We start from the raw sequence: 12,967 nt of genomic DNA, 5'->3' as shown, positions 1-12,967 counted from the left end.
GGCTACTCGTACTGGCTCAGCAGCCGCTCCATTCGCGCATCGAGACGACGTTTGATCTCGGTTTCGATGTGCGGGGCGAAGTCGTCGATCACGTCTTGCATGATCAATTGCGCGGCGGCGCGCAGTTCGCTGTCCAGATGCAGCAGGGCGTCCGGGCCTTTGTCGACCGGTGCGGCCGGTTGTGCAGTGGCTGTCGGCGCGGGTGCGGCGGGCGGTGCGACGGCGGGCGGCTCGTTGCCGACCGGGTCGAACAGCATTGGAATCTGTTCCTGTTCGCCTTCGTCGACCGTATCGGTCAGCAAGGGCGGTTGCAGGTTGTCATCGCCGAGCAACTGGCGGATCGATTCGAGATCGTCCAGCAGGTGTGCGGACTTCTGTTGCGGTTTCGGAGTGTCCATTGGAGTGCTCAGAGTCGCTGTAAACGGTGGTCTTGCAGAGAATAGCCCTGTTCGCGGTAGAAGCGGAAACTCTCCCGCGCGGCCGCTCGAATCGTCGAGTCTTCGACCACTACTTCCGCCACTCGGGCGAATTTGTTGGCGAAGGCCGGGACTTTCAGGTCGAGATTGACCAGCAAATCCTGATGCTGACCGCAATCCTCACCCAGGCCCAGTACGATCAAACCTTCCGGTTCGCTGTCTGCCGGGCCGTGCGGCACGAAGCTTTCGCCCTTGAACGCCCACAGACGCGCATCGAGATCGTCACGCTGGGCGGCATCACTGCAATGCAGGTAGATGCGGTGGCCCATGCGCCAGGCTTTCTCGGTGAGCTTGCAGGCAAAGTCCAGGCGAGCCGAAGGATCGGCGCTGGGCAGGATATAGAAGTCGACTTTGGTCATTACGGGTCCAGGGCAGCAAGCAGCGTCACCCGAGAGTGACGCCACTTGTCAGCGGGTTCAGGCTTTGGCGCGATCCAGCAGGTATTGGGTCAGCAACGGCACCGGACGGCCTGTTGCGCCCTTGTCCTTGCCGCCGCTGGTCCACGCGGTGCCAGCGATGTCGAGGTGCGCCCAGTTGAGGTTCTTGGTGAAGCGCGACAGGAAGCACGCGGCGGTAATGGTGCCGGCTTTTGGCCCGCCAATGTTGGCGATGTCAGCGAACGGGCTGTCCAATTGCTCTTGGTACTCATCGAACAGCGGCAGTTGCCAGGCGCGGTCGTCGGCGGCCTGACCGGCGCTGAGCAACTGGCCGATCAGTTCGTCGTTGTTGCCCAGCAGGCCCGAGGTGTGCGCGCCCAAGGCTACGACGCAAGCGCCGGTCAGGGTGGCGATGTCGATGACCGCTTGTGGCTTGAAACGCTCGGCGTAGGTCAGCGCGTCGCACAGCACCAGACGGCCTTCGGCGTCGGTGTTGAGGATTTCCACGGTCTGGCCGCTCATGGTGGTGACGATGTCGCCTGGACGCGAAGCGTTGCCGCTCGGCATGTTTTCCGCGCAGGCGAGGATGCACACCAGATTGATCGGCAGTTTCAGCTCGAGCACGGCGCGCAGGGTGCCGAACACGCTGGCGGCGCCGCCCATGTCGTATTTCATTTCGTCCATGCCGGCGCCCGGCTTCAGGCTGATGCCGCCAGTGTCGAAAGTGATGCCTTTACCGACCAGCGCGTACGGCTTCTCGGATTTCTTGCCGCTGTTGTATTGCATGACGATCAGGCGCGGCGGCTGGGCGCTGCCCTGGCCAACGGCATAGAACGAACCCATGCCGAGGGATTTGATCTTCTTCTCGTCGAGCACTTCGACTTTCAGATCCTTGAACTCTTTGCCGAGGTTCTTGGCCTGTTCGCCCATGAAAGTCGGGTGGCAAATGTTCGGCGGCAGGTTGCCCAGATCGCGGGTGAAGGCCATGCCGTTGGCAATCGCCGTAGCGTGATTGACCGCACGCTGTACTTCGGCCTGCGCCGCCTTGATGGTCAGCAGGGTGATTTTCTTCAGAGCGCGCGGTTCGGCTTTCTGGCTCTTGAACTGGTCAAAGGTGTAGCCGCCGTCGACCAGGGTTTCTGCCAGCAGACGGGTCTTGCCGTAGCTGTCGCGACCTTTGACGATGACTTCGTCGAGCGCCAGTACCGCATCGCCGCCGCCCAGACATTTAAGGGTGTTGAGGATGCCGGCAGCGATTTTGCGGAAGGGACGGTCGCCCAGTTCTTCGTCCTTGCCCACGCCGACCAGCAGCACGCGCTCGGCTTTCAGGTTCGGCAGGCTGTGCAGCAGGAGGCTCTGACCAACCTTGCCGGCCAGATCGCCACGCTTGAGGACCGCGCTGATCGCGCCGCCGCTCAGTTCATCGACTTGGCTGGCGGCCACGCCGAGTTTGCGGCCTTCGCCGACGGCAACCACCAGGGTGGCGGTTTTCAACGTTTCTGGGCTAACGCTTTTTACAACCAGTTCCATGTCCGGATCCCTGAATGAATGGTCAACACGCAGGCGTTCGACGCTGTCCGCAGTCGCCTGCTTATAGATAGAAGAGACGCAGGCCAAAGCCTGCGACAAGGGCCGCAGTTTGAACCTCGCTCCCCGCGCCTGACAACCCTAGGGGGCGTTCTCAATTAGTTTTCACACCGCGTTGTCGCCTTAAAGCCAGCCAGGCAAGGCGCAGGCCGCTGGGAATGGTTGTTCCCTTTCCAAGGCCTGCAACGCAGACTGGCCGGTTTTAAGGCACAACCCGAAGGGCCGGGCCTGCTGTTGTGCAGGGCTGCGTTGCTCGAAGCTTATTTGGAATGACCAAACCACGCTTCTCGCGCCACGCCCTGCACAACAGCAGACTCGGCGCGGTGTGAAAACTAATTGAGAACGCCCCTAGGTTGTACGATCAGCAAAGGATTACAGCGAAGGATGAGTGTGCGCAGTGACAGGCGCACCCAATCACAGGATAATGCCGCATCTTTTTTCGACCGCTCTGCGTTGCGGGCCGGTCGATGTGCTTGCTTGTTTGGCCGCCTTAGCCTGACAACCCTGGAGTGTCTGGTTTGATCGTCTTCCGTTATCTGTCCCGCGAAGTCTTGTTGACCCTCAGCGCCGTAAGTGCCGTGCTGCTGGTCATCATCATGAGCGGTCGCTTCATCAAATATCTGGCTCAGGCCGCTGCCGGCCAGCTCGATCCGGGCTCGCTGTTCCTGATCATGGGCTTTCGCCTGCCGGGTTTCCTGCAACTGATTCTGCCGCTGGGCCTGTTCCTCGGGATCCTGCTGGCCTACGGTCGCCTGTACCTTGAAAGCGAAATGACCGTGCTCTCGGCCACCGGCATGAGCCAGCAGAAATTGTTTCGCATGACCCTGTTCCCGGCGACCCTGGTGGCGCTGGTGGTGGCATGGCTCAGTCTGGGCCTGGCCCCGCAAGGCGCAAACCAGTTCCAGCTGCTGCTGAACAAGCAGGATGCGCTGACCGAGTTCGACACGCTCGAACCCGGGCGTTTCCAGGCGCTGCGCGACGGTACACGGGTGACCTACACCGAAACCCTGAGCGACGATCGGGTCAATCTGGGTAGCGTGTTCATTTCGCAGAAAAACCTCGGCGCCGATCAAAAGGATCGCGGCATTTCCGTGCTGGTCGCCGAATCGGGCCGTCAGGAAGTCCGCCCTGACGGCAATCGCTATCTGATCCTCGACAACGGTTATCGCTATGACGGCAGCCCGGGTCAGGCCGATTACCGCGCCATTCACTACGAGACCTACGGCGTGTTGCTGCCCAAGCCGGACGTCAGCGAGGAAGTCACCGACCGTGACGCCATGCCGACTTCGTCGCTGCTGGGCAGCGATGACATCCGTTCCCGAACCGAACTGCAATGGCGTTTGTCGCTGCCGCTGCTGGTATTCATCGTGACCCTGATGGCGGTGCCGCTGTCGCGTGTCAACCCGCGCCAGGGGCGTTTCCTCAAGCTGCTGCCGGCGATTCTTCTTTATATGGCTTACCTGACCATCCTGATTGCCGCGCGCGGCGCCCTCGAGAAGGGCAAGATCCCGCCGGCGCTCGGTTTGTGGTGGGTGCACGCGATTTTCCTGCTGATTGGCCTCGGCCTGCTGTACTGGGAGCCGCTGCGCCTGAAAATGGCCAGCCGTCGCTCCGCTGCGCTGGAGGTGGCCCGTGGTTAAACTCGACCGCTACATCGGCAGCAGCGTGTTCATGGCGATCATCGCTGTGCTGGCGATCATCCTCGGTCTGGCGACGCTGTTCGCCTTCATCGATGAAATGGGCGACGTCAGCGATACCTACACGCTGCTCGACGTGCTGAGCTTCGTGCTGCTGACCGCGCCGCGCCGTCTCTATGAAATGCTGCCGATGGCCGCGCTGATCGGTTGCCTGATCGGCCTCGGCAGTCTGGCCAGCAGCAGCGAGCTGACGGTGATGCGCGCCGCTGGCGTGTCGATCGGCCGTATCGTCTGGGCCGTCATGAAACCGATGCTGGTGCTGATGCTGGCCGGCGTGCTGATCGGCGAATACGTCGCTCCGGCCACCGAAAGCATGGCGCAGGCCAATCGTTCGCTGGCGCAGGGCAGCGGCGATGCACAAAGCGCCAAGCACGGCATGTGGCACCGTCAGGGTGAGGAATTCATCCACATCAACGCCGTGCAACCGAACGGCCTGCTGTATGGTGTGACCCGCTACCACTTCGACAAAGAGCGCCACCTGCTCAGCTCGAGTTTCGCCAAGAAGGCCGAATTCGATGGTGATCACTGGCAGCTCAGCGAAGTGTCCACCACGCTGTTCAAGGATCGCAGCACTGAAGTGGTGAATACGCCGACCGAGCGCTGGGACGTGTCGCTGAGCCCGCAATTGCTCAGTACCGTGGTCATGGCGCCGGAATCGCTGTCGATCAGCGGTCTGTGGGGTTATATCCACTATCTGGCCGAACAAGGCTTGAGTAACGGCCGTTACTGGCTGGCATTCTGGGTCAAGGTGTTGCAGCCGCTGGTTACCGCCGCGCTGGTGCTGATGGCGATCTCCTTCATTTTCGGTCCGCTGCGTTCGGTGACTCTCGGTCAGCGAGTTTTCACAGGTGTACTGGTGGGGTTCACCTTCCGGATCGTCCAGGATCTGCTTGGGCCTTCGAGTCTGGTGTTCGGTTTCTCGCCGCTGTTTGCGGTGCTGGTACCAGCTGGTGTGTGTGCCTTGGCGGGTGTCTGGCTGCTCAGGCGAGCGGGCTGATGAACAAGCTTTCATTCAGCGCTTGAACCCTGAAAACGCCCCGCTCGCAAGAGTGGGGCGTTTTTGCATGCAAACCGGATGACAGGCGAACGTGACGCTTGCGCGGACTATCAGGTACAATTCCCGGCTATTTTTCGGCGGGCCATGCCTGCAGCCTTTTTGAGTGTTGATCCGTGAGTGATTTGAGTCATATCCGCAATTTCTCCATCATCGCCCACATTGACCATGGCAAGTCGACGCTGGCCGATCGCTTCATCCAGATGTGCGGCGGCCTGGCCGAGCGTGAAATGGAGGCACAGGTCCTCGATTCCATGGACCTTGAGCGTGAACGCGGGATCACCATCAAGGCCCACAGCGTCACCCTTTATTACACCGCCAAAGACGGCATCAAGTACCAGCTGAACTTCATTGACACCCCGGGCCACGTCGACTTCACCTACGAAGTCAGCCGTTCCCTGGCCGCGTGTGAAGGTGCATTGCTGGTGGTCGATGCCGGTCAGGGCGTGGAAGCCCAGTCCGTAGCCAACTGCTACACCGCGATCGAGCAGGGCCTGGAAGTCATGCCGGTGCTGAACAAGATCGACCTGCCGCAGGCCGATCCCGATCGCGTCAAGGACGAGATCGAGAAGATCATCGGCATCGACGCCACCGACGCCGTCACCTGCAGCGCCAAGACCGGCCTGGGTGTCGACGAAGTCCTCGAGCGTCTGGTGCACACGATTCCGGCGCCGACCGGCAACATCGAAGATCCGCTGCAAGCGTTGATCATCGATTCGTGGTTCGACAACTATCTGGGCGTTGTCTCCCTGGTACGTGTGCGTCACGGCCGGGTGAAGAAGGGCGACAAGATCCTCGTCAAGTCCACCGGCAAGATCCATCTGGTCGACAGCGTCGGCGTGTTCAACCCGAAACACACCGCCACCACTGACCTGAAAGCCGGTGAAGTGGGCTTCATCATCGCCAGCATCAAGGACATTCACGGTGCACCGGTCGGTGACACCCTGACCCTGGCCTCGACCCCGGACGTTGAAGTGCTGCCCGGCTTCAAACGCATCCAGCCACAGGTTTACGCCGGTCTGTTCCCGGTCAGCTCCGACGACTTCGAGGATTTCCGCGAAGCGCTGCAGAAGCTGACCCTCAACGACTCGTCGCTGCAGTACACCCCGGAAAGCTCCGACGCCCTGGGCTTCGGCTTCCGTTGCGGCTTCCTCGGCATGCTGCACATGGAAATCATCCAGGAGCGTCTCGAGCGCGAATACGACCTGGACCTGATCACCACCGCGCCGACGGTAATCTTCGAGCTGGTGCTGAAAACCGGTGAAACGATTTACGTCGACAACCCCTCCAAGCTTCCGGATGTGTCGTCGATCGAAGACATGCGCGAGCCGATCGTGCGCGCCAATATCCTGGTTCCGCAGGAACACCTGGGCAACGTCATCACCCTGTGCATCGAAAAACGTGGTGTGCAGGTCGACATGCTGTTCCTGGGCAATCAGGTGCAAGTGACCTACGACCTGCCGATGAACGAAGTGGTCCTGGACTTCTTCGACCGTCTCAAGTCCACCAGCCGTGGCTATGCTTCGCTGGACTACCATTTCGATCGTTACCAATCGGCTAATCTGGTGAAACTGGACGTGCTGATCAACGGCGACAAGGTCGATGCCCTCGCATTGATCGTGCACCGTGACAACTCGCACTACAAAGGTCGCCAGTTGACCGAGAAGATGAAAGAGCTGATCCCGCGGCAGATGTTCGATGTAGCGATTCAGGCCGCCATTGGCGGGCAGATCGTTGCGCGGACAACCGTCAAGGCACTCAGAAAGAACGTATTGGCCAAATGCTACGGTGGTGACGTCAGCCGTAAGAAGAAACTGCTGGAGAAGCAGAAGGCCGGTAAGAAACGCATGAAGCAGGTCGGCAACGTGGAAATTCCACAGGAAGCCTTCCTTGCCGTGCTCAGGTTGGAATAGTCAGGTCCTATGTCACTAAATTTCCCGCTGTTGCTGGTCATCGCCGTGTTCGTCTGCGGCCTGTTGGCGTTGCTCGATCTGTTGATTCTGGCGCCGCGTCGCCGGGCGGCCATCGCGTCCTATCAGGGCAGCGTCAGCCAGCCAGATGTCGTGGTGGTTGAAAAGCTCAACAAGGAACCGTTGCTGGTCGAATACGGCAAGTCGTTCTTTCCGGTGTTGTTCATCGTGCTGGTGCTGCGTTCGTTCCTGGTGGAGCCGTTCCAGATTCCTTCCGGCTCGATGAAACCGACCCTGGACGTCGGCGACTTCATTCTGGTGAACAAGTTTTCCTACGGGATCCGCCTGCCGGTGATCGACAAGAAAATCATCGAAGTCGGTGATCCGCAGCGCGGCGATGTGATGGTGTTCCGCTACCCGAGCGACCCCAACGTCAACTACATCAAGCGTGTGGTCGGCCTGCCGGGCGACACGGTGCGCTACACCGCTGACAAGCGTCTTTTCGTCAATGGCGAATCGATTGCCGAGCAGATGGTCGGTTCCGAGCCGGGCACGCTGGGCAGCGCTGAACTCTACAAAGAGAAACTGGGCGCCGCCGAGCACCTGATCCGCAAGGAGATGAGCCGCTATCGCGCCACGCCGGACCGCTCATGGACTGTGCCTGCCGGGCACTACTTCATGATGGGCGACAACCGCGACAACTCCAATGACAGCCGTTACTGGGATGATCCAAACATTCCCAGGAACCTGCTGGGCATGGTTCCCGACCAGAATATCGTCGGCAAGGCCTTTGCGGTCTGGATGAGCTGGCCGGAGCCAAAACTCAGCCACCTGCCGAATTTCTCGCGGGTTGGCCTGATCAAGTAATCACACACGGCGCTGTTGACCACAGCGCCGAATGCATTTCTGGAGCCGGTACAATCGGCTTCACAATCGCCAGGATTTAATTTTTGAACACAGCGTTAATTGTCCCAGGCCTGCGCCGCACCCCGGCGATGGCAGTGGAATCCAGCCACGAACTCAGCGTGGGTAAACCGTGAGCGTTTCTCTAAGCCGTCTCGAGCGCCAGCTCGGTTACACCTTCAAGGATCAGGAGCTGATGCTGCTGGCCCTCACGCACCGCAGTTTTGCCGGGCGCAACAACGAACGCCTGGAATTCCTCGGTGATGCCATCCTCAATTTCGTCGCCGGCGAGGCATTGTTCGATCGCTTTCCGCTGGCCCGCGAAGGCCAGTTGTCGCGTTTGCGCGCACGCCTGGTAAAAGGTGAGACGCTGGCCGTACTGGCGCGCGGTTTCGACCTTGGCGATTACCTGCGACTGGGTTCCGGTGAGTTGAAAAGCGGCGGCTTCCGTCGCGAGTCGATTCTGGCCGATGCCCTCGAAGCGTTGATCGGTGCGATCTACCTCGATGCCGGCATGGACGTCGCCCGCGAACGCGTACTGGCCTGGCTGGCCGGCGAGTTCGAAGGCCTGACGCTGGTCGACACCAACAAGGACCCGAAAACCCGTCTGCAGGAACACTTGCAGTCGCGCGGTTGCGAACTGCCGCGCTACGAAGTGGTGGATATCCAGGGCGAGCCGCACTGCCGAACCTTCTTCGTCGAATGCGAAGTGGTCTTACTGAATGAAAAAAGCCGAGGTCAGGGTGTGAGCCGTCGTATTGCCGAACAGGTAGCGGCCGCCGCAGCACTGATTGCCCTGGGCGTGGAGAATGGCAATGACTGATACAAACGCAACTCGCTGTGGCTACGTTGCCATCGTCGGCCGTCCCAACGTCGGCAAGTCGACGCTGCTCAACCACATCCTCGGCCAGAAGCTCGCGATCACCTCGCGCAAGCCGCAGACCACCCGCCACAACATGCTCGGGATCAAGACCGAGGGCGATGTGCAGGCGATCTACGTCGACACCCCCGGCATGCACAAGGGCGGCGAAAAGGCCCTGAACCGTTACATGAACAAAACCGCTTCGGCGGCGTTGAAAGACGTCGACGTGGTGATCTTCGTGGTCGACCGCACCAAGTGGACCGAAGAAGACCAGATGGTCCTCGAGCGTGTGCAATACGTCACCGGCCCGCTGATCGTCGCGCTGAACAAGACCGATCGCATCGAAGACAAGGCCGAGCTGATGCCGCACCTGAGCTGGTTGCAGGAGCAGTTGCCGAACGCCCAGATCATCCCGATTTCCGCGCAGCACGGGCATAACCTCGAGGCGCTGGAGAAGGTCATCGCCGACCACCTGCCGGAAAACGATCACTTCTTCCCCGAAGACCAGATCACCGACCGCAGCAGCCGCTTCCTCGCCGCTGAACTGGTGCGTGAAAAAATCATGCGTCAGATGGGCGCCGAGCTGCCATACCAGATCACCGTCGAGATCGAAGAGTTCAAGCAGCAGGGCAAGACCCTGCACATCCATGCGTTGATCCTCGTCGAGCGTGACGGCCAGAAGAAAATCATCATTGGCGACAAGGGCGAGCGCATCAAGCGCATCGGCACCGAAGCGCGCAAGGACATGGAGCTGCTGTTCGACTCCAAGATCATGCTCAACCTGTGGGTCAAGGTGAAGGGCGGCTGGTCGGACGACGAGCGTGCGCTGCGTTCGCTGGGTTATGGCGATCTGTAAGCACCAAACCTGATAACACCGATACCCGCTGTGGGAGCGAGCCTGCTCGCGAAGGGGATGTAACATTCAGCATTGATGTTGACTGTCACTCCGCTTTCGCGAGCAGGCTCGCTCCCACAGTAGTTTTGGGTTGTGTATAAAAACTGCGTTTGTTCATCGAGAACTCAATGTCGCAAAACCCGCCTCCCGCCCAACCTGCCTACGTCCTGCATTCGCGCGCCTACCGCGAAACCAGTGCGCTGGTCGACTTCCTCACGCCGCAAGGTCGGCTGCGGGCGGTGTTGCGCAGTGCGCGTGGCAAGGCCGGCACGCTGGCGCGGCCGTTCGTGGCGCTGGACGTCGAGTTTCGCGGCAAGGGCGAGTTGAAGAATGTCGGGCGCATGGAAAGCTCCGGCACGTCGGCGTGGCTCAACGGTGAGGCGTTGTTCAGCGGTCTCTATCTCAACGAGCTGTTGATTCGTCTGCTGCCGGCCGAAGATCCGCACCCTGCGGTGTTCGATCACTACGCCGCGACATTGCTTGCACTGGCTGAGGGGCGGCCGCTGGAACCGTTGCTGCGTTCTTTCGAATGGCGCCTGCTCGACGACCTCGGCTATGGCTTCTCGCTGAACACGGATGTGCACGGCGAACCCATCGCCGAAGACGGCCTCTATCGTCTGCAAGTGGATGCCGGGCTTGAGCGGGTGTTCCTGCTGCAACCCGGCCTGTTCAATGGTGTGGAACTGCTGGCGATGGCCGAAGCCGACTGGTCAGCCACCGGCGCGCTGTCAGCGGCCAAGCGCCTGATGCGTCAGGCATTGGCGGTACATCTGGGCGGTCGACCGCTGGTAAGCCGCGAGCTGTTTCGCAAGCCCTGATATGCTGTGCGCCGAATTCTTCCCTTCAGGAGCGCACTCGTGACCAACAGCAATCGCATTCTTCTCGGCGTGAACATCGACCACGTTGCCACCCTGCGTCAGGCTCGTGGCACGCGTTACCCTGACCCGGTCAAGGCAGCGCTGGACGCGGAAGAGGCGGGCGCCGATGGCATCACCGTGCACCTGCGCGAAGACCGCCGTCACATCCAGGAGCGCGACGTCCTGCTGCTCAAGGAGGTGCTGCAAACGCGAATGAACTTCGAAATGGGCGTCACCGAAGAGATGATGGCGTTCGCCGAGCGCATTCGCCCGGCGCACATCTGTCTGGTGCCGGAGACGCGCCAGGAACTGACCACTGAAGGTGGCCTCGATGTAGCGGGACAGGAAGAGCGCATCAGGGCAGCGGTTGAGCGGCTGTCGAAGATCGGCAGCGAAGTGTCGCTGTTCATCGATGCGGATGAGCGGCAGATTGCCGCCTCCAAACGCGTCGGCGCCCCCGCGATCGAACTGCACACCGGGCGTTACGCCGACGCCGAAACTCCGACGCAAGTGGCTGAAGAGCTCAAGCGTGTCGCCGATGGCGTGGCGTTCGGGCTGGCGCAAGGCCTGATCGTCAACGCCGGGCATGGCCTGCATTACCACAACGTCGAAGCGGTGGCGGCGATCAAAGGCATCAACGAACTGAACATCGGCCATGCGCTGGTGGCGCATGCGTTGTTTGTCGGGTTCAAGTCTGCTGTTTCCGAAATGAAAGCGCTGATCCTGGCTGCCGCCAAGCACTAAGCCCCACCGCAATCTTCTGTAGGAGTGAGCCTGCTCGCGATAGCGGTGTGTCAGACACCATCACATTGGCTGACACACCGCTATCGCGAGCAGGCTCACTCCTGCAATGGATTTGTGGGGGCAGTTAGAGCGGGGCTGGCTCTTGCGCCGGTTTCGACTTGTCGATCCCCGGCACATGCAGATTACCCTCGGCCACCTGATCGCCTTCAAGCTGCGGTTGGGTCACCCAGGTGAGGATGTCGTAGTAGCGACGGATGTTCGCCACGAAATGCACCGGCTCGCCGCCGCGGGCGTAGCCATAGCGGGTCTTGCTGTACCACTGCTTTTGCGACAGGCGCGGCAGGATCTTCTTTACGTCCAGCCACTTGTCCGGGTTCAACCCTTCCTTGGCGGTCAGTTTGCGTGCGTCGTCGAGGTGGCCGCTGCCGACGTTATACGCCGCCAGCGCGAACCAGGTGCGGTCCGGCTCCTTGATCGAATCGTCGAGCTGATCCTTCATGTACGCCAGGTACTTGGCGCCGCCCATGATGCTTTGCTTGGGGTCGAGACGGTTGGACACGCCCATTGCCTGCGCGGTGTTCTGGGTCAACATCATCAAGCCGCGCACGCCGGTTTTCGAGGTAACGGTCGGCTGCCACAGCGATTCCTGATAACCGATCGCCGCGAGCAAGCGCCAGTCGACTTTTTCTTTCTTCGCGTAATTCTTGAAGTGCTGTTCGTACTTCGGCAGACGCTGCTGCAAGTGCTGGGCGAAGGTTGTGGCGCCCATGTAGCCGAGCACGTCGACGTGGCCGTAATAACGATCCTTCAGCCGTTGCAAGGTGCCGTTTTTCTGCACCTTGTCGAGGTAGGCGTTGATTTCGTTGAGCAGGCTGTTGTCTTCGCCCGGCCCCACCGCCCAGCTCTGGCTGCGCGCATCGCCAAGGTCGAAGGCCACACGAATGTTGGTGAAGTACACCTGGTTCATCGCCACTTCGTTGGAATCGACCAGGGTCAGATCGATCTGCCCTTCATCGACCATGCGCAACAAATCGACTACCTCGACGGCGTCAGATTCTTCGTACTCAATGGCGGGAAATTTCTGTTTCAGCTCGGCCAGTTGTTCGGCGTGGGTGCTGCCCTTGAGCACCATGATCTTCTTGCCGACCAGGTCACCAGGATCGGTCGGCCGCGACTGGCCGTTGCGATAGATGATCTGCGGGGTGACTTCAAGGTAGGAGTGGGAAAACCGCACCTGTTTTTTGCGTTCATCGCTGCTGACCAGACCGGCCGCGGCGAGCACCGGACCATTGGGCTTGCCTATCTGGTTGAACAGGTCATCGAGGTTGTCGGCGGTCTCGATCTTCAGCTCGACGCCCAAATCGTCGGCAAAGCGCTTCACCAGCTCGTATTCGAAGCCGGTTTCACCGCTGCGATCCTGAAAGTAGGTGGCGGGGCTGTTACGGGTGATTACCCGCAGCACACCATCCTCCTTTACGCGCTCGAGGGTGTTGGGTTTATCAACACAGCCACTGAGCATCAGGAAGAGTCCGGTTGCGATCAGCCATTTGGCGTACCGCGGACGCAAAGCCGTTGGAAAAAACATCTGCGCAGTATACGCAAACG

General features: G+C 60.4%; 12 protein-coding genes. 8 read left to right on the top strand and 4 right to left on the bottom strand.

The genetic code is table 11. The features are described from left to right. Nucleotides 1–2: 2 nt before the first annotated feature. The 3 genes from BLU24_RS23605 to BLU24_RS23595 are packed head-to-tail and all read right to left on the bottom strand — an operon-like array spanning nucleotide 3 to nucleotide 2,383. Nucleotides 3–398: a DNA polymerase III subunit chi gene (locus BLU24_RS23605; RefSeq protein WP_093104489.1), complete on the bottom strand. Its 396-nt coding sequence runs from the start codon at nucleotides 396–398 to the stop codon at nucleotides 3–5. 8 nt (nucleotides 399–406) lie between these two features. After that, entirely contained in the window at nucleotides 407–835 is a 429-nt protein-coding gene (locus tag BLU24_RS23600; RefSeq protein WP_093104486.1) for a DNA polymerase III subunit chi, read from the bottom strand. Nucleotides 836–892: 57 nt separating this feature from the next. Continuing rightward, on the bottom strand, nucleotides 893–2,383 hold the full coding sequence (locus tag BLU24_RS23595) for a leucyl aminopeptidase (RefSeq protein WP_093104484.1): 1,491 nt from the start codon (nucleotides 2,381–2,383) through the stop codon (nucleotides 893–895). A gap of 575 nt (nucleotides 2,384–2,958) precedes the next feature. On the opposite strand from BLU24_RS23595, the gene lptF reads away from it, so the two are divergent. The 8 genes from lptF (at nucleotide 2,959) to pdxJ (ending at nucleotide 11,362) form a co-directional block, all read left to right on the top strand. After that, complete coding sequence (gene lptF / locus BLU24_RS23590) at nucleotides 2,959–4,080, top strand: LPS export ABC transporter permease LptF (RefSeq protein WP_090281892.1); 1,122 nt, start codon at nucleotides 2,959–2,961, stop codon at nucleotides 4,078–4,080. Further along, nucleotides 4,073–5,134: an LPS export ABC transporter permease LptG gene (gene lptG, locus BLU24_RS23585; protein WP_090281893.1), complete on the top strand. Its 1,062-nt coding sequence runs from the start codon at nucleotides 4,073–4,075 to the stop codon at nucleotides 5,132–5,134. The genes lptF and lptG overlap by 8 nt, the downstream gene beginning before the upstream one ends. Nucleotides 5,135–5,307: 173 nt before the next feature. Further along, nucleotides 5,308–7,104, top strand: coding sequence for a translation elongation factor 4 (lepA, locus tag BLU24_RS23580; RefSeq protein ID WP_090281894.1), 1,797 nt, complete (start codon nucleotides 5,308–5,310; stop codon nucleotides 7,102–7,104). Nucleotides 7,105–7,113: 9 nt separating this feature from the next. After that, nucleotides 7,114–7,968, top strand: a complete 855-nt coding sequence (gene lepB, locus BLU24_RS23575) for a signal peptidase I (protein WP_093104481.1) — start codon at nucleotides 7,114–7,116, stop codon at nucleotides 7,966–7,968. 169 nt (nucleotides 7,969–8,137) lie between these two features. Beyond that, the gene (gene rnc, locus BLU24_RS23570) at nucleotides 8,138–8,827 is read left to right on the top strand and encodes a ribonuclease III (protein WP_024011703.1); all 690 of its coding nucleotides are present in this window, start codon (nucleotides 8,138–8,140) and stop codon (nucleotides 8,825–8,827) included. Continuing rightward, nucleotides 8,820–9,722, top strand: a complete 903-nt coding sequence (era, locus tag BLU24_RS23565) for a GTPase Era (protein ID WP_064586098.1) — start codon at nucleotides 8,820–8,822, stop codon at nucleotides 9,720–9,722. The genes rnc and era overlap by 8 nt, the downstream gene beginning before the upstream one ends. Before the next feature lie 167 nt (nucleotides 9,723–9,889). Beyond that, complete coding sequence (recO, locus tag BLU24_RS23560; protein WP_090281897.1) at nucleotides 9,890–10,579, top strand: DNA repair protein RecO; 690 nt, start codon at nucleotides 9,890–9,892, stop codon at nucleotides 10,577–10,579. A 39-nt stretch (nucleotides 10,580–10,618) separates the two neighbouring features. After that, a complete protein-coding gene (pdxJ, locus tag BLU24_RS23555) occupies nucleotides 10,619–11,362 on the top strand; it encodes a pyridoxine 5'-phosphate synthase (protein WP_093104478.1) in 744 nt (247 codons plus the stop codon). 124 nt (nucleotides 11,363–11,486) lie between these two features. Here the strand turns inward: pdxJ and mltF are convergent, their stop codons facing one another. Further along, nucleotides 11,487–12,947, bottom strand: a complete 1,461-nt coding sequence (gene mltF, locus BLU24_RS23550) for a membrane-bound lytic murein transglycosylase MltF (RefSeq protein WP_090281899.1) — start codon at nucleotides 12,945–12,947, stop codon at nucleotides 11,487–11,489. Nucleotides 12,948–12,967 lie beyond the last annotated feature (20 nt).

Source organism: Pseudomonas sp. Z003-0.4C(8344-21) (assembly GCF_900104975.1).
GTDB classification, from domain to species: domain Bacteria; phylum Pseudomonadota; class Gammaproteobacteria; order Pseudomonadales; family Pseudomonadaceae; genus Aquipseudomonas; species Aquipseudomonas granadensis.
The sequence above is the reverse complement of the archived record's forward strand: the minus strand, read 5'-3'. Positions and strand labels throughout refer to the sequence as shown.

Excerpts from the sequence above, each read along its gene's own strand:
- BLU24_RS23605 (WP_093104489.1), bottom strand. The coding sequence starts at position 398 with ATGGACACTCCGAAACCGCAACAGAAGTCCGCACACCTGCTGGACGAT.
- BLU24_RS23600 (WP_093104486.1), bottom strand. The coding sequence starts at position 835 with ATGACCAAAGTCGACTTCTATATCCTGCCCAGCGCCGATCCTTCGGCT.
- BLU24_RS23595 (WP_093104484.1), bottom strand. The coding sequence starts at position 2,383 with ATGGAACTGGTTGTAAAAAGCGTTAGCCCAGAAACGTTGAAAACCGCC.
- lepB (WP_093104481.1), top strand. The coding sequence starts at position 7,114 with ATGTCACTAAATTTCCCGCTGTTGCTGGTCATCGCCGTGTTCGTCTGC.
- era (WP_064586098.1), top strand. The coding sequence starts at position 8,820 with ATGACTGATACAAACGCAACTCGCTGTGGCTACGTTGCCATCGTCGGC.
- recO (WP_090281897.1), top strand. The coding sequence starts at position 9,890 with ATGTCGCAAAACCCGCCTCCCGCCCAACCTGCCTACGTCCTGCATTCG.
- mltF (WP_090281899.1), bottom strand. The coding sequence starts at position 12,947 with ATGTTTTTTCCAACGGCTTTGCGTCCGCGGTACGCCAAATGGCTGATC.